The 17,707-nt window shown below is 75.5% G+C and carries 2 protein-coding genes; both read right to left on the bottom strand.

The window, feature by feature from the left end; translation table 11 throughout:
- Positions 1-8: 8 nt before the first annotated feature.
- A complete protein-coding gene (locus AB0F15_RS37995; protein WP_360281431.1) occupies positions 9-9,212 on the bottom strand; it encodes a type I polyketide synthase in 9,204 nt (3,067 codons plus the stop codon).
- A 29-nt stretch (positions 9,213-9,241) separates the two neighbouring features.
- On the bottom strand, positions 9,242-17,665 hold the full coding sequence (locus AB0F15_RS37990; RefSeq protein WP_360281429.1) for an SDR family NAD(P)-dependent oxidoreductase: 8,424 nt from the start codon (positions 17,663-17,665) through the stop codon (positions 9,242-9,244).
- Positions 17,666-17,707: the final 42 nt, after the last annotated feature.

Here is a 17,707-nt window from a genome sequence, read left to right as displayed (position 1 = left end):
TCACGCGGTCACTGCGCCGGCGGCGGGGAAATGCCGAGCTCGTTGTCGATGAACGCGAACACCTCGGCCGCCGAGGCGCCGGCCAGCTGCGTCTCCGGCGCCTCCGCAACCGGTGCCGCCTCCGCGCTCCAGTGGTTCAGCAGGGACTTGAGCCGCATCTCGACGCGCATCCGGACGTTCTCGTCCGCCTCGAGGTCCGTCAGCGACGCCTCCAGCCGGTCGAGCGCACCGAACGCCGACTCGGCGGGGGTGCCGCCGGGCGCGATCCCGGCCACCACGAAACGGGCCAGCGCGAGCGGGGTCGGGTGGTCGAAGACGGCCGTGGCGGCCAGGCGCAGTCCGGTGACCTCGCGCAGCCGGTTGCGCACCTCGACCGCGGTCACCGAGTCGAACCCGAGGTCGCGGAACGGCCGGGTGCTGCCGATGGCCTCGGCACCGCGGTGGCCGAGCACCGCCGCGGCCTCGGTGCGGACCAGCTCGAGCACCGCCCGGTCGCGTTCGGCCGCCGGCAGCCCGGCCAGCCGCGCGCGCCACCCGGCTGCGGCGCCTTCGTCGTGCCGGGCCTGCTCGGCTTCCAGCCGGTCGAGCACCCGGCGGACCGGCGGCAGGTCCTCGATCAGCGGGCGGCGCCGCGACGCCGTGAAAGCGGGCACGAACCGGTCCCAGTCGACGTCGGCCACGGCCAGGAAGGTCTCGTCGCGGTCGAGCGCGCCCTGCAGTGCGGCCACGGCCCGGCCGGGGGCCATCGGCCGGAGGCCGCGGCGGCGCAGCTGCTCCTCGCCTTCGCCGGAGGCCATGCCGCCCCCGGCCCACAGCCCCCAGGCCACCGACGTCGCCTTCGCGCCACGGGCGCGGCGCTGTTCGGCGAGCGCGTCGAGGGAGGCGTTCGCGGCGGCGTAGGCGCCTTGGCCCGCGCTGCCCCAGACGCCGGAGTTGGAGGAGAACAGCACGAACGCTTCGAGGTCGTCGCCGAGCAGCGCGTCCAGGTGCGCGGCGCCCGCGACCTTGGCGGCGAGGACGTCTTCGAACTCGGCCAGGCCGGTCTCGGCGAGGGTGCCCGACTGCGGCAGCCCGGCCGCGTGCACGACGGCCAGCGGCGGGTGGCCCAGGCTGTCCAGCAGGGCTTCGACGGCCTTGCGCTCGGCGACGTCGCACGCGGCGATGGTCACCGCGCAGCCGTACCCCCGCAGTTCTTCGGCGAGTTCGGCGGCGCCGGGGGCGGTTTCGCCCCGGCGGCTGGTGAGCACGAGGTGTTCGGCGCCGGAGCGGCCCAGCCAGCGGGCGACGTGCGCACCCAGCGCGCCGGTGCCCCCGGTGACGAGCACGGTGCCGCGGGGCCGCCACGGCTCGCCCGCGGGAGCCGGACGCGCCGGGCGCAGCCGCCGGGCCAGCACGCCGTGGGCGCGGATCGCCAGCTGGTCCTCGCCGCCGGGTTCGGCGAGCACGCCGGCCAGCCGGTCCGCGGCCCGCTCGTCGAGCGCGGCGGGGAGGTCGACCAGCCCGCCCCAGTGCCCGGGGTACTCCAGGCCGATCACGCGGCCGAGGCCCCAGAGCTGCGCGGGGACGCTCGACGGCGGCGGGTCGCCGGGGCCGGTGGCCACGGCGCCGCGGGTGAGCAGCCACAGCGGGGCGTCGATCCCGGCGGCGGCCAGCGCCGGAGCCAGCGCGGCCGTGGCGGCCACCCCGGTCGCGATCAGCGGGTGCCCCGGCAGCGGGGTTTCGTCCGAGCCTGCCAAGGAAACGACCCCGGCGTACTCGCCCGGCGGCAGGTCCTCCGCCGAGGTGGTGACGACATCGGCGCCCCGCGACGCGAGCGCTTCGAGCACCGCCGTCGCGAATTCACCGTGGCCGGCCGGAACGAGAGCGAGCCAGCGCCCGGAGAGCAGCGGCAGCGCGGGTTCGGCGACCGGCGTCCAGCCGACCTCCAGGCACCAGGAGTCCACAGTGGATTCCTCGGCCCGGCGTCCGCGCCAGCGGGTCAGCGCGGGCAGCACCTCGTCGAGCGCGTCCCGGTCGACACCGAGGACGCCGGCGAGGTCGCCGGTTTCTTCGAGTTCTCTCCAGAGCCCGTCGTCGGCGGGGGCCGCCGGGGCGGGGTCCAGCCAGTACCGCTGGTGGTCGAAGGCGTACGTCGGCAGCGGGACCAGCCGGGCGCCTTCGCCGAACGCGGGCGTCCAGTCGAGGTCGACGCCGTGGACCCACGCCTCGGCGAACGAGGTGTACAGCCGGTCGAGGCCGCCTTCGCCGCGGCGCAGCGTGCCGGTCACGACGGCTTCGTCCACAGTGTCCTGGACACTCATCGTGAGTACCGGGTGCGGGCTGCATTCGATGAAGGTGTCGTAGCCGTCCTCGGCCAGCAGCCGCGTGGTCGCGTCGAACAGCACCGGACGGCGCAGGTTGGTGTACCAGTAGCGGCCGTCGAGCCCGGCGGTGTCGATCGGCCCGGCGGTCACCGTGGAGTAGAAGGCGATCTCCGACGACCGCGGCGAAACCGGGGCGAGCAGCTCGCGCAACTCGGCTTCGATCTGTTCCACCTGGACGGAGTGGGACGCGTAGTCGACCGGGACCCGCTTCGCGCGGATGCCGTCGGCCTCGCAGGACTCGATCAGCTCGTCGAGGGCGGCCGGCGAGCCGGACACCACCACCGCGGCCGGGCCGTTCACGGCCGCGACCGACAGCGCCCCGGTCAGCCGTGCCTCGACGGCTTCCGCGGCCGCGGCCACCGAAACCATGCCGCCGCGCCCGGCGAGGGCCAGGATCGCCTTGCTGCGCAACGCGACCACCCGAGCGCCGTCTTCGAGCGTCAGCGCCCCCGACACCACGGCGGCGGCGATCTCGCCCTGGGAGTGGCCGATCACGGCGTCCGGCCGGACGCCGTGCGCGCGCCAGGCGTCGGCCAGGGAAACCATCACGGCGAACAGCGCGGGCTGGACGACGTCGACCCGCTGGAGCATCGCTTCGTCGCCGAGGACTGCGGACAGCGTCCAGTCGGCGAACGGCGCCAGCGCGCGTTCGCAGTCCCGCATGCGGGCCGCGAACGCCGTCGACGTGTCCATCAGGTCCAAAGCCATCCCCACCCACTGCGAGCCCTGCCCGGGAAAGACGAAGGCGACCTTGCCCCCGTGGCGGGCGCTGCCCCGCACCAGGCCGGGAGCGGCCCGGCCGTGGGCGAGCGCGCCCAGCGGGTCGTGGCCGCCGTGCTCGCCGCCGGTCACGAGCACCGCCCGTTGCTCGAACGTAGACCGGGACTTCGCGAGGGAGTACCCCACATCTGCGGCCCGGACCCCCTGTGCGGCCCCTACGCGCGCCTGCAGCCGCCGCGCCTGCGCCGCCAGCGAAGCAGGCGTTTTGGCGGACAGGATCCAGGGCACCGGGCCGGTCGCGACGGGCCCGGGCGGCTCCGCCGCGACCGGCTCCGGTGCGGCTTCCAGGACCGCGTGGGCGTTGGTGCCACTCATCCCGAACGACGACACGGCGGCGCGGCGCGGGCGGCCGGTCTCGGGCCAGGGACGGTTTTCGTTCAGCAGCCGGACGTTCCCGGCCGACCAGTCCACATGGGACGACGGCGTGCCCGCGTGCAGCGTGCCCGGGAGCACGCCGTGGCGCAGGGCCAGCACCAGCTTGATCACCCCGGCGACGCCGGAGGCGGCCTGGCTGTGCCCGATGTTGGACTTCACCGAGCCGAGCCACAGGGGGTGCGCCCGGTCGCGGCCGTAGGTGGCCAGCAGCGCCTGCGCCTCGATCGGGTCGCCGAGCGTGGTGCCGGTGCCGTGGGCTTCGACGGCGTCGACGTCGTCGAAGGTCAGCCGGGCGTTGGCCACCGCCTGGCGGATCACCTGCTGCTGCGCGGGGCCGTTGGGGGCGGTCAGGCCGTTGGACGCGCCGTCCTGGTTGACCGCGGAGCCGCGGATCACCGCGAGGACCTCGTGGCCGAGGCGCTTTGCGTCGGCGAGCCGTTCGACCAGCACGACCCCGGCGCCCTCGGCCATGCCCATGCCGTCGGCGTCGTCGGAGAAGGCCTTGCAGCGGCCGTCGCCGGCGAGCGCGCGCTGGCGGCTGAAGGCGACGAACGAAGCCGGGGTCGACATCAGGGCGACCCCGCCGGCCAGCGCCATCGTGCACTCGCCGGTGCGCAGCGACTGGCAGGCCAGGTGCAGCGCGACCAGGGACGACGAGCACGCCGTGTCGACGGTCACGGCCGGGCCGGTGAGCCCGAAGGTGTAGGAGATCCGGCCGGAGACGACGCTCGCCGCGCCGCCGGTGAGCAGGTGGCCCGCCGAGCTGTCCGGCTGGGCCAGCCCGATGCCGTAGTCGGCGTAGTTGGTGCCGACGAACACGCCGGTCGCGCTGCCCCGCAGGCTCTCCGGGTCGAGGCCGGCGCGTTCCACCGCCTCCCACGACGTCTCCAGCAGCAGCCGCTGCTGGGGGTCCATGGTCAGCGCTTCGCGCGGCGAGATGCCGAAGAAGCCCGGGTCGAAGTCGCCGGCGTCGTGCAGGAACCCGCCGTGGCGGGTGTAGCTGGTGCCGTCGTGGTCCGGGTCGGGGTCGAACAGCGCCTCGACGTCCCAACCGCGGTCGGCGGGGAACCCGGTGATCGCGTCGCCGCCGGTGGTGATCAGCTCCCAGAGGTCCTCCGGGCTGGTGACGCCGCCGGGATAGCGGCAGCTCATCGCCACGATCGCGATCGGCTCGTCGTCGGCGACCGCGACGACGGTCTCGGTGACCGGGGCCGTGGCGCCGAGCAGGAACTCGGTGATGCGCTCGGCTGTCGGGTGGTCGAAGGCGAGGGTGGCCGGGAGGCGCTGCCCGGTCTCGGCGGCGAGGCGGTTGCGCAGCTCGACCGCGGTCAGCGAGTCGAACCCGAGTTCCCGCAGGGCCACGCCCGGGGCGACGGCGTCCGGGCCGTCGTGGCCGAGCACCGCCGCGGCGGTGGCGCGGACCAGGGCGAGCACGGTCCGGGTGCGGTCGGCCGCGGACAGCCCGGACAGGCGGTCACGCAGGCCGCCGGCCGCGACCGGAGCCGGTTCGGTCGTCAGCGCGCGGCGGACCTCGGGCAGTTCGCCGAGCAGCGGGCGGGGCCGCAGGGCGGTGAACACCGGCGCGAACCGGGCCCAGTCGACGTCGGCGACGGCCAGGAAGGTCTCGTCGTCGGCGAGGACCTGCCGCAGCCCGGCGAACGCGAGGCCGGGATCGAGGAACGGCAGGCCCTGGCGCAGCAGGCGGCTCGCGTCGAAGTCCTGGTTCTCCTTGGCGGGGTCGGCGGCGTTCCAGACGCCCCAGGCGAGCGAGGTGGCCCGCAGGCCTCGGGCGCGCCGCCGCTGCGCGAGGGCGTCGAGGTGGGCGTTGGCGGCGGCGTAGGCGGCGTGGTCGCCGCTGCCCCAGACGCCGGCGATGGAGGAGAACAGGACGAACGCGTCGAGGTCGCGGTCGAACACCGCGTCGAGGTTTTCCGCGCCCAGCACCTTGGCCCGGGCAACGGCGGCGAACCCGGCGACGTCGGTGGCGTCGATCGAAGCGAGTTCGATCAGGGCGGCGGCGTGGATGACGGCCCGGATGTCGTGCCGTTCGGCGAGCGCTTCGACATCGGCGCGCTCGGCGACGTCACAGGCGGCGAAGGTGATGCCCGGTTCGGCGGCGAGTCCGGCGGCGCCGGGTGCCCGGTCGCCGCGGCGGCTGGCCAGGACGACGTGCTCGGCGCCGATGCTCCGGAGCCAGCGGGCGATCCGGGGACCGAGCGCGCCGGTACCGCCGGTGACGAGCACGGTGCCGCGCGGCGACCACGATCCGGGCGCCGTCCGCGGCGGTGTGGCGCGAACCAGGCGGCGGACCAGCACGCCGGAGGAGCGGATGGCGAACTGGTCCTCGTCGCCGCCGGTGGCCAGGATGGCGGCGAGCCGTTCCGCGGCACGGGCGTCCAAGCCGGCGGGCAGGTCGATCAGGCCGCCCCAGCGGCCGGGGTGCTCCAGGCCGATGACGCGGCCCAGGCCCCAGATCTGGGCCTGGGCGGGTGACGGCGAGTCCGTCGCCACGGCGCCGGACGTCAGCAGCCACAGCGGCGCGTCGATCCCGGCGTCGCCCAGGGCCTGGGCGAGCAGCAGCGTGCCCGCCACCCCGGTCGGCAGCTCGGGGAACTCCGGGTGCGGCCGTTCGTCGAAGCCCAGCAACGACACCACGCCCGCCGGGTTCGGGTCCGCCTCGCGCAGCCGCGCGGCCAGGCTCTCGCGGTCGCCGGTCACCTCGACCCGCACGACTTCGGCACCGAGCGCGTCCAGGACGGCCGAGTCGTCCCGCCCGGGCGCGACGACGGCCAGCCGGCGCCCGTGAAAGTGATGCGGAGGGCACGCCTCCACGTCACTTTCACGTGAAAGTGACGGGGTGGGGCGCCAGCGGACGTCGTAGCGCCATGACTCCACTGTGGACTTTTCGCGGGTGGTCCGCCGCCACTCGCTCAGCGCGGGCAGCAGCTCGCTCAGCGGGATTTCGGGGTCGACGCCGAGCGTCCCGGCGAGCGCCTCGAGGTCGTGGCTGTCGACGACCTCCCAGAACCCCGAGTCCGCCGGGTCTTCCGCGACCGCCGCGGGAGCGCCGGGCTTCAGCCAGTAGTGGCGCTGCTGGAAAGCGTAGGTGGGCAGGTCGACGCGGGTCGCGCCGGCGAAGTACGGCGTCCAGTCGACCTCGACGCCGTGGACGTGCGCTTCGGCCACCGACAGCGCGAAGCGCTCCAGACCGCCTTCGCCGCGGCGCAGGGAGCCGACCGCGACGACGTCTTCGCCGAGCGCCATGGTCAGCACCGGGTGCGGCGACGCCTCCACGAACGTGCCGAACCCCTCGCCCTTCAGCCGCTCGACGGCAAGGTCGAGCCGCACGGTGCTGCGCAGGTTGGTGTACCAGTACTCGGCGTCGAGGGCGGTGCCGTCGATCCACTCGCCGGTGACGGTCGAGAAGAACCCGGTGTCCGCCGCGCGCGGGGTGATCGGCGCGAGCACCTCCAGGAGTTCGTCGCGCAGCTGCTCCACCTGCACGGAGTGGGACGCGTAGTCCACCGGGATCCGGCGGGTGCGCACGGCACAGGCGGCCATGAACTCGTCGAGGGCAGCCGGTTCACCGGACACGACGGTCGCCGACGGGCCGTTCACGGCGGCGATGCCGATCCGGTCGCCCCACGGCGCGGCGAGCGACGAGGTCCGCTCGCGCGAAGCGGCCACGGACACCATGCCGCCCGCGCCGGCCAGCGCCAGGATCGCCTTGCTGCGCAGGGCCACCACCCTGGCCCCGTCCTCGAGGGACAGTGCGCCCGACACGACGGCGGCGGCGATCTCCCCCTGCGAGTGGCCGAGCACCGCGTCCGGGCGCACGCCGTGGGCGGCCCAGAGCGCGGCCAGGGAAACCATCATCGCGAACAACGCGGGCTGCACGACGTCGACGCGGTCCAGCTCGACGTCGTCGAGCAGCGAGAAACCCGTGTGCGGTTCGAGGGCTCGCGCGCACTCGGTGAACCGGGCCGCGAAGATCTCCGACGTCGCCAGGAGTTCGGCGGCCATCCCCGTCCACTGGGCACCCTGCCCCGGGAAGACCATGGCGACCTTGCCGCCACCCGCGGCGGTCCCCGAGATGACGTTCGAGGCCGGGACACCGTCGGCCAGCGCCCGGACCCCGGTCCGGAGGCGCCCGGGGTCCGCACCGACCACGACGGCGCGGTGCGCGAAGGCGGACCGGGTCGTGGCGAGGGAAAAGGCGATGTCGGCCGGGCTTCCGTCCACAAGCGACAGCCGAGCGGCCTGCTCGCGCAGCGCCTCGGCGGACTTGGCCGAGAGCACCCACGGCACCACCCCGGAGGCGCTGCCGGCCGGGGACGGCGGCTCGGGCGCGGCTTCCTCCAGGATGACGTGCGCGTTGGTGCCCGAGATGCCGAACGACGACACCGCGCCCCGTCGCGGGCGGTCGGCGGCCCAGTCCCGGCCTTCCTGGAGCAGCTCGACCGCCCCGGCGGCCCAGTCGATCTTCGCCGACGGCGTCCGCGCGTGCAGGGTCGGCGGCATCCGGCGGTTCCGCAGCGCCATGACGAGCTTGATGACGCCGCTGACACCCGCTGCGGCCTGGGTGTGCCCGATGTTCGACTTGACCGACCCGAGCCACAACGGGGTCGCCCGGTCCTGCCCGTAGGTGGCGAGCAGCGCCTGCGCCTCGATCGGGTCACCGAGTGCCGTGCCGGTGCCGTGCGCCTCGACCAGCTCCACGTCCACAGTGGACAAACGGGCGTCGGCGAGCGCGTCCCGGATGACTCGCTGCTGGGCCGGGCCGTTCGGGGCCGAGAGGCCGCTGCTCGCGCCGTCCTGGTTCACCGCGGAGCCGCGGACCACGGCCAGCACCGGGTGGCCGAGGCGCTGCGCGTCGGCCAGCCGCTCGACGAGCAGCATGCCGACGCCCTCGCCCCAGCCGGTGCCGTCGGCGCCGTCGGCGAACGCCTGGCACCGGCCGGTGCCGGACAGCCCGCCCTGGCGGCTCATCTCGGTGAACATGTCCGGGTTGACCATCACCGCCACGCCGCCGGCGAGTGCGAGGTCGGACTCCCCGCGCCGCAGCGACTGGACCGCCAGGTGCAGAGCGACCAGTGACGACGAACAGGCCGTGTCGACGGTGACCGATGGCCCCTCCAGGCCGAGGGTGTAGGAGATCCGGCCGGACAGGACGCTGGTGGCGGTACCGGTCATCAGGTGCCCGGCGACGGCCTCGGCCTCCTCCCCCGCGCCGGTGCCGTAGCCCTGGGAAGCCGCGCCGACGAACACCGCCGACCGGCTGCCCCGCAGGGTTTCCGGCACGATCCCGGCGCGTTCCAGCGCTTCCCACGACGTCTCGAGCAGCAGCCGCTGCTGCGGGTCCATGGCCAGGGCTTCGCGCGGGGAGATGCCGAAGAAGCCCGCGTCGAACCGGCCCGCTTCGTGCACGAAGCCACCTTCGGCGACGAAACCCGCGTCGTGCGCGTCCGGCCAGCCGCGGTCGGCGGGGAACCCGGACATGCCGTCACCGCCGGAGTCCACCAGCCGCCACAGGTCCTCGGGCGACCGGACGCCGCCGGGGAACCGGCAGGCCATCCCGACGATCGCGACCGGCGCGGCCCCGGCGTCCTCGACCTCCTGGACGCGCTTGCGGGCCCGCCGGAGGTCCGCGGTCACCTTCTTCAGGTACTCCCGGAGCTTCGCGTCGTTCTCCATCAGGCCCCATCCCGTCGCGTGCCGTCCATTCAGGACAGTCCGAGTTCGTTGTCGATCAGGTCGAAGATTTCGTCGTCGGTGGCGGAGTCGAGTTCGGTGTCCGCCTCCTCCTGGCCGGCCCGGCGGCGGGCGAGCAGCGCCTCCAGCCGCGCGGTGACTCTCCGGGAGACGCTCTCCCCGGCACGTTCCAGCAGCCGGTCCAGTTCCGCGAGCACCACGTCGTCGGCGTCGGCGGCGGCCGGGGCGAGCCCGGCCAGCAGGTGCGCGGCCAGGTCGGCGGGCGACGGGTGGTCGAAGATCAGCGTGGCGGGCAGCCGCAGCCCGCTTTCGGCGGTGAGCCGGTTGCGCAGTTCCACCGCGGTGAGCGAGTCGAACCCGAGGTCCAGGAAGCCGCGGCCGCCTTCGACGTCGGCGGCCGAGCCGTGCCCCAGCACGGTGGCGACGTGCGCCCGGACGACGTCGAGGAGGAACGCACCGCGGTCGGCCTCGGGCACGGCCCCGAGCCGCTCGGCCAGCGACGGGCCGGACGGCTCGCCCGGCGCCGCCGCTTCGGCGGTCCGGCGGGCCGGGGCTCGCACCAGCGACGCGAACAGCGGCGGCAGCCCGGCCTGCGCGCCGAGCGCGGCCGGGTCGAGCTGCAGCGGCAGCAACGCCGGTTCCGGCCGGGCGGCCGCGGTGTCGAACAGGTCGAGGCCGCGTTCGGCGGTGAACGGGACGAAGGCGGACCGCGCCAGTTTCGCGCGGTCGGCGTCGCCGAGCCCGCCGAGCATCCCGTCGGTGGCCCACGGCCCCCAGCCCAGTGACCCGGCCGGCAGGCCCCGCGCCGCGCGGTGCTGCGCCAGCGCGTCCAGGAACGCGTTGGCCGCGGCGTAGTTGCCCTGACCCGGGCTGCCCAGCGTGGCCGCTGCCGAGGAGAACAGGACGAACGCCGAGAGGCCGAGGTCCCGGGTGAGCTCGTGCAGGTTCAGGGCCGCGTCGACCTTCGGCCGCAGCACCGCGTCGAGCCGCTCGGGCGTCAGCGACGCGACGACGCCGTCGTCGAGCACACCCGCGGCGTGCACCACGCCGGTGAGCGGGCGGTCCGCGGGGATCGCGGCGAGCACGGCGGCCAGCTCACGGCGGTCGGCGGCGTCGCCGGCCACGATCCGGACGTCCGCGCCGAGCTCGCGCAGCCCGGCGGCCAGCCCGGCCGCGCCGGAGGCGGCCGGCCCACGCCGGCTCAGCAGGACCAGGTCCCGGACGCCGTGCCCGGTGACCAGCCGCCGGGCGACCAGGCCGCCGAGCGCGCCCGTGCCGCCGGTGATCAGCACCGTGCCGTCGCCGAAGGTCGGCGGCATGGTGAGCACGACCTTGCCGACGTGCTTGGCCTGGCTGACGAACCGGAACGCCTCCGGTGCGCGCCGGACGTCCCAGGTCCGCACCGGCAGCGGTGTCAGCGCGCCCGCTTCGAAGAGCGCGAGCACCTCGGTGAACAGCTCTTGGATGCGATCCGGGCCCGCCTCGACGAGGTCGAACGCCTGGTACCGGACGCCCGGATGGGCGGCGGCGACGGCAGCGGCGTCCCGCACGTCGGCCTTGCCCATCTCGAGGAACCGCCCGCCGCGCGGCATCAGCGCGAAGGAGGCGTCGACGAACTCGTGGGTCAGGGCGTTGAGCACGACGTCGACGCCCCGGCCGCCGCCGGCCTCCCGGAACAGCTCCGCGAACCCCGTCGTGCGGGAGGACGCGAGGTGCGCGTCGTCGAGCCCGGACGCGCGCAGGACGTCCCACTTGCCGGGACTCGCGGTGGCGTAGACCTCGGCGCCGAGGTGGCGGGCCAGCTGGATGGCGGCCATGCCCACGCCACCCGCACCGGCGTGCACCAGCACGGACTCCCCGGCCCGCAGCCCGGCCAGGTCCACGAGCCCGTAGTAGGCGGTGAGGAACACGATGGGCACCGACGCGGCCTCGCTGAACGACCAGCCGTCGGGGATCTTGGCCAGCATCCGCTGGTCCGCGACCGAACGCGGGCCGAAGGAGCCGGGGAAGAAGCCCATCACCTTGTCGCCGGGCGCGAGGCCGGTGACGCCTTCGCCGCACTCGAGGACGATGCCGGCGCCTTCGATGCCCATGAGCGGCTCGCCCGGGTACACGCCGAGGCCGATGAGGACGTCGCGGAAGTTCATCCCGGCGGCCCGGATCGCCACCCGGACCGTGCCCGGTTCCAGCCGTTCCGGCAGCGGGTTCGGGACCAGTGCGAGGTTTTCCAGGGTGCCGCGGCCGGTGCTGTCGAGCCGCCAGCCGCCCTCGGCGGGTGGCTGGAGCAGGGGGCCGGCCCCGGCGCGGACGAGCCGCGCGGCCAGCGCCCGGCCGTCCCGCAGCGCGAGCTGCGGTTCCCCGGAGGCGACCGCTCCCAGCAGTGCCGCCGAGCGGGGGTCCTCGTCGTCGAGGTCGACCAGGACGAGCCGGCCGGGGTGCTCGGACTGCGCCGACCGCAGCAGGCCCCACACCGGTGCGGCGGTGAGGTCGGGGACGCGGTCGCCGTCGGCCGCGCCGACCGCGCCGCGGGTGACCAGGACGAGCCGGGCGGTGGCGAACCGGTCGTCGGCCAGCCACTCCCGCACCAGCTCGAGCGCGAAACCGGCCCGCTCCCGCGGCTGCGCCGAGTGCCGGATCGCGGAGAACACGTACTGCGGTTCCTCGCCGCTTTCTTCGGTGCGGCGGCCCAGTTCCGCGAGGTCCACACAGGACTCGACGGTGCCGGCCGAGCCGAGGCCGGCCACCAGGCCCAGCGGGTCCGGGCCGATGACGGCGTACCGGCCACCCGCTGCTTCCGGCACCGGGATCGGCGTCCACTCGACCTGGAACAGCGCGTCGCCGCCGTCCGGCCCGCGCAGCTGCCCGGCCGAGACCGGCCGCAGCACGAGCGCGTCCACCGACGCGACCGGCGCACCGGTGGCGTCGGCGACGTCGAGGGCGACCGAGTCCCCGGCGCCCGGCCGCAGCCGGACCCGCAGCGCGGTGGCTCCGGTGGCGTGCAACGTGACACCGGTCCAGGCGAAGGGCAGCCGCGGTCCGGTTTCGCCCTCGCGCAGGCCCAGTGCGTGCAGCGCGGCGTCCAGCAGGGCCGGGTGCAAGCCGAACGCACTCGCCTGCTGCTGCTCCGGCAGCACGACCTCGGCGTGGATTTCCTCGCCGAGCCGCCAAGCCGCCCGCAGCCCGCGGAAGGCCGGGCCGTAGCCGAACCCGGACGCGGCGAGGTGGTCGTAGAAACCGGTCAGGTCAACGGGTTCGGCACCGGCGGGCGGCCACTCGGCCGGCGCGGCCGGGTGCCCTGCGGCCGACGGCGCGAGGACGCCCGCGGCGTGCGCGGTCCACTCGTCCCGGCCCTCCGGACGCGAGTGGATCGTCAGGTCACGGCGGCCGTCGGCGGCCGGGCCGCCGACCGCCACCTGGATCGCGACGGCGTCCTGCTCGCGCAGCACGAGCGGGGCGGCGACGGTCAGTTCCTCCACCACCGGGCACCCGGCCTGGTCACCCGCCCGGATCGCCAGCTCGACGAAGGCGGTGCCGGGCAGCAGGACGGTGCCCAGCACGGTGTGGTCGGCGAGCCACGGCTGCGCCGCGAGGGACAGCCGCCCGGTGAGGACGATGCCGTCGCCCCCGGCCAGCGGCAGCGCCGCGGCCAGCAGGGGGTGGGCCGGGTCGGTGAGCCCGGCCGCGCCCACGTCCCCGGCCACGGTGGAGACCTCGGGCCAGTACCGCCGGTGCTGGAAGGCGTACGTCGGCAGCGGCACCCGGCGGGCACCGGGGCACGCGGCCGCGAGGTCGACCGGGACGCCGCGGACCCAGAGCCCGGCCAGCGCGGTGACGAACGTGCGTTCCTCCGGCCGGTCCCGCCGCAGCAGCGGCACGGCCACGACGTCCTCACCGAGGCAGTCCGCGGCCATGGCGCTGAGCACGGCGTCCGGTCCGGCTTCGAGGAAGGTCCGGACGCCCTGCCCGGCGAGGGTGGCGACGGCGTCGGCGAACCGCACGGACGCCCGCGCCTGGCGCACCCAGTAGTCCGGTGTGGACAGTTCGGGACCGGCGACCGCGCCGGTCACCGTGGACACCACCGTCCGCTCGGCCGGCTGGTAGGTGAGCCGGCGGGCGACCGCGGCGAAGTCGTCGAGCATCGCGTCCATCCGCGGGGAGTGGAACGCGTGGCTCACCTTGAGCCGCTTCGTCCGCACGCCCGCCGCCGCGAACCCGGCGGCCAGTTCCAGCACGGCGTCTTCGTCGCCGGAGACGACGACCGAGCCCGGCCCGTTCACCGCCGCGATGCCGGCCCGGCCGCCGGTCTTGGCCACTTCGGCGGCGACGGCTTCCTCGCCGGCGCGCAGCGAAACCATCGCCCCGCCGGCCGGCAGGGCCTCCATCAGCCGTCCGCGGGCCGCCACCAGCTCGGCGGCGCCGGGCAGGGACAGGACCCCCGCGACGTGCGCGGCGACCAGCTCGCCGATCGAGTGGCCCGCCAGGTGGTCCGGCCGCACGCCCCAGCTCTCGGCGAGCCGGAACAGCGCCAGCTCCACCGCGAACAACGCCGTCTGGGTGTAGGCCGTCCGGTCCAGCAGAGCGGCTTCGGGCGTGCCGGGCGCGGCGAACACCAGGTCGCGCAGGGAGTGCTCCAGGTGCGGGTCGAGGTGCGCGCAGGCCTCGTCGAAGGCGTCGGCGTACACCTCGAACCGGGCGTACAGCTCCCGGCCCATCCCGGCGCGCTGGGCGCCCTGCCCGGTAAAGAGCACGGCGAGCGGGCCGGTGGCCGCCTCGCCCGAGATCACCTCGGCGGCGGGGGTGCCGCCGGCGAGCGCGGTCAGTCCGGGCCGGAAGTCCGCCGCCGTCGTCCCGAGCACGACGGCGCGGTGGTCCAGCGCGGCCCGGCCGGTGGCCAGCGAGAATCCGACGTCGGCCGGTCGTCCGTCCACTTCGGACAACCGAGTGGCTTGGGCGCGCAGCGCGGCCACCGACCGGCCCGACACCGGCCACGGAACCAGCCGGTCCGCCGGCTCGGGTGCGACCACGGCCGGCACGGGCTCGGCCTGCTCGATGATGGTGTGCGCGTTGGTCCCGGAGATGCCGAAGGACGAGATCCCGGCCCGGCGCGGCCGGCCGGACGGCCACTCGCGGGCGTCGGTCAACAGCTCGACCGCGCCGGCCGTCCAGTCCACATGGGACGACGGCGCGTCGACGTGCAGCGACTTCGGCAGCAGCCCGTGCCGCATCGCCATGACCATCTTGATGATCCCGGCGGCTCCGGCGGCGGCCTGCGTGTGCCCGAGGTTCGACTTCACCGAGCCCAGCCACAGCGGCGTTTCGCGGTCCTGCCCGTAGGTGGCCAGCACGGCCTGCGCCTCGATCGGGTCACCCAGGGTCGTCCCGGTACCGTGCGCCTCGACGACGTCCACATCGGACGGCTCCAGCCCCGCGTTCGCCAGCGCCGCCCGGATCACCCGCTGCTGCGACGGCCCGTTCGGCGCGGTCAAGCCGTTCGACGCGCCATCGGAGTTCACCGCCGAACCGCGGACGAGCGCCAGGACCTCGTGGCCGTTGCGGCGGGCGTCGGAAAGCCGTTCCAGCAGGAGCAACCCGGCGCCTTCGGCCCAGCCGGTGCCGTCCGCCGCCTCGGCGAACGGCTTGCACCGGCCGTCGGGGGCCAGCCCGCGCTGCCGGCTGAACTCGACGAACGCGCCCGGCGTCGACATGACCGTGACCCCGCCGGCGACGGCCATCGTGGACTCGCCCTGGCGCAGCGACTGGCAGGCCAGGTGCAGGGCGACCAGCGACGACGAGCAGGCCGTGTCGACCGCGACCGACGGCCCCTCCAGCCCGAAGGTGTAGGAGACGCGCCCGGCGATGACACTCGTGGTGTTGCCGGTCAGGAGGTGGCCCTCGACACCGGCGGACGCGCCGAGCAAGGTGACGTAGTCCTGGCCGTTGGTGCCGGCGAACACGCCGGTCCGGGTGCCGCGCAGCGAGTGCGGGTCGATGCCCGCCCGCTCGAACAGCTCCCACGACGTCTCCAGCAGCAGCCGCTGCTGGGGGTCCATGGCCAGGGCTTCGCGGGGAGAGATGCCGAAGAACCCGGCGTCGAACTCGCTTGCACCGTCGAGGAAGCCGCCCTCGCGGGCGTAGCTGCGGCCGCGCTTGCCCGGGTCCGGGTCGTAGAGCGCGCCGACGTCCCAGCCGCGGTCGGCGGGAAACGCGGCGATGCCGTCGCCGCCGGCGCTGACCAGGTCCCAGAGGTCTTCCGGCGAGCGGACCCCGCCCGGGTAGCGGCAGCTCATCGAGACGATGGCGATCGGGTCGCCGGCCGGACCGGCGACGGCCGCGGGCCGGGCCGGCTCCGGGGCGCCGTCGCCGAAGATCTCCTCGAGCAGGCAGTCGGTCAGGTCCGCCGGGGTGGGGTGGTCGAACACGAGCGTCGAGGGCAGGGCGAGGCCGGTTTCGGCGGCCAGCGCGGTGCGCAGCTCGACGGCGGTGAGCGAGTCGAAGCCCAGGTCCTTGAAGGGCCGCACCGGCTCGATCGCCTCGGCGCCGCCGTGCCCGAGGACCGCCGCGGCGCGGGCGCGCACGACGTCCAGGAGCACGCGACGGCGTTCGGGTCCGGGCAGCGCGGCCAGGCGGGTGGTCAGCTCGGCCGTGCCGCGCGCGGTGCTGCCGGCGTCCTCCGCGGCCGCGGCGAACTCCGGCAGCTCGGCCATGAGCGGCCGGGGCCGGGCGGCCGCGTACGACGGCGCGAACCGGGCCCAGTCGACGTCGGCGACGACGACGGTGGTCTCGTCGAGTTCGACCGCCTGCAGCAGCGCACGCATCCCCAGGCCGGGATCCATGGGCCGGAGTCCGCGGCGGCGGAGCAGCGCTTCGCCCTCTTCGGACGCGCCCATGCCGGCGCCCGCCCACGGGCCCCAGGCGATCGACGTCCCGGTACGCCCGGCGGCGCGGCGACGTTCGGCCAGCGCGTCGAGGTGCGCGTTGGCCGCCGCGTAGGCGCCCTGGTGACCGCTGCCCCAGGTCCCGGCGATCGAGGAGAACAGCACGAAGGCCTGGAGGTCGTCGCCGAGCAGCTCGTCGAGGTGGGTGGCGCCGTCGACCTTGGCGCCGACGACCTCGGCGAAGTCCTGTGTGGACGATTCGGTGATCGGGGTGAACCGGCCGTGGCCCGCGGCGTGGAAGACCGCACCGATCGACCGTCCATCGAGGACTTGGGCCAGGGCGGCGCGGTCGGCGACGTCGCAGGCGACGATCTCGGGCTCGGCGCCGAGGGCACGCAGCTGCGTCACGAGCTCGTCCGCGCCGGGCGCAGCCGGTCCGCGGCGGCTGAGCAGCAGCAGCTTCCGGGTGCCGCGGGCGGCCAGCGTCCGGGCGAGTGCGCTGCCCAGTGCGCCGGTGCCGCCCGTGATCAGGACGGTGCCGTCCGGAGTCCGTCCGCGGGGTTCGGTGCCCGCGGGGGCGCGAACCAGCCGCGGTACGAAAGCGCCGGACGCCCGGAGCGCCACCTGGTCTTCGCCGGTTCCCGCCGCGAGGAGGGCCGCGAGCCGGTCGTGGCCACGCTCGTCGAGGGTGGCCGGGAGGTCCAGGAGACCGATGTCGCGGCCGGTCAGTTCCAGCACGGCGACCCGGCCGAGGCCCCAGACCTGCGCCTGCGCGGGCTCGGGTGCGGCGTCGGACCGGCCGGTCCGCACGGCTTCGGTGGTGACGCACCAGAGCGGGCCCGGCAGCTGGGCGGCGGCCTGCAGGACGGTGAGAGCTTCGTCCAGGTTCGCGGGGAAGGCCAGCGCTCCGGCGATGTCCTTCGCTTCAGGCAGCTGTCCGAGGGGCACGGTGCGCAGCTCCGCGCCGCGCCCGGCCAGGCTTTCGGCGATCCCGGCGGGCGGCGTCCCGATGAGCAGCCAGGTGCCGGAAAGCCGTCCGGCGGCGATCGGGTGCGGCCGCCAGGCAACGCGGTAGCGCCACGATTCGAGCGTGCTCGCCTCGCGGTGGCGGGTCCGCCACGCCTGGAGCGCGGGCTGGATCGCGACGGCGAGGTCCTCGTCGACGGCCAGGTCCCGCGCGAGGTCGCCGTGCTCGACGGCGGCCCAGAACGCGGCGTCGGCGGGGTCGGCGGCGGGGTCGGCGGCGCGCTCCGGGCGGGCCGGTTCGAGCCAGTACCGCCGGCGCTCGAAGGGGTACGTCGGCAGCGCGATCGCTCGTCCGGCGGAATCGGCGTAGAGGCTCGGCCAGTCCAGGTCGATGCCGTTGACGTGCAGCCGGGCCAGCGCGGTGAACAGGGTTCGTTCCTCGTCGCGGTCGCGGCGCAGCGCCGGGATCGCCGTGCCGGGCACCATCGAGCTCAGCACACCGTCCGGACCCAGCTCCAGGAACACCCCGACCCCAGCCGCCTCCATTGTGGACACACCGTCGGCGAACCGGACCGCCTCCCGCACGTGCCGCACCCAATACTCCGCCGAAAACGGCTCCGCGAGAGCACCGCTCAC

Origin of the sequence: Amycolatopsis sp. NPDC026612 (assembly GCF_040638285.1) — a bacterium.
GTDB lineage: Bacteria > Actinomycetota > Actinomycetes > Mycobacteriales > Pseudonocardiaceae > Amycolatopsis.
Note: the sequence above shows the minus strand (reverse complement) of the source record. Positions and strands in the feature narration are given on the sequence as shown.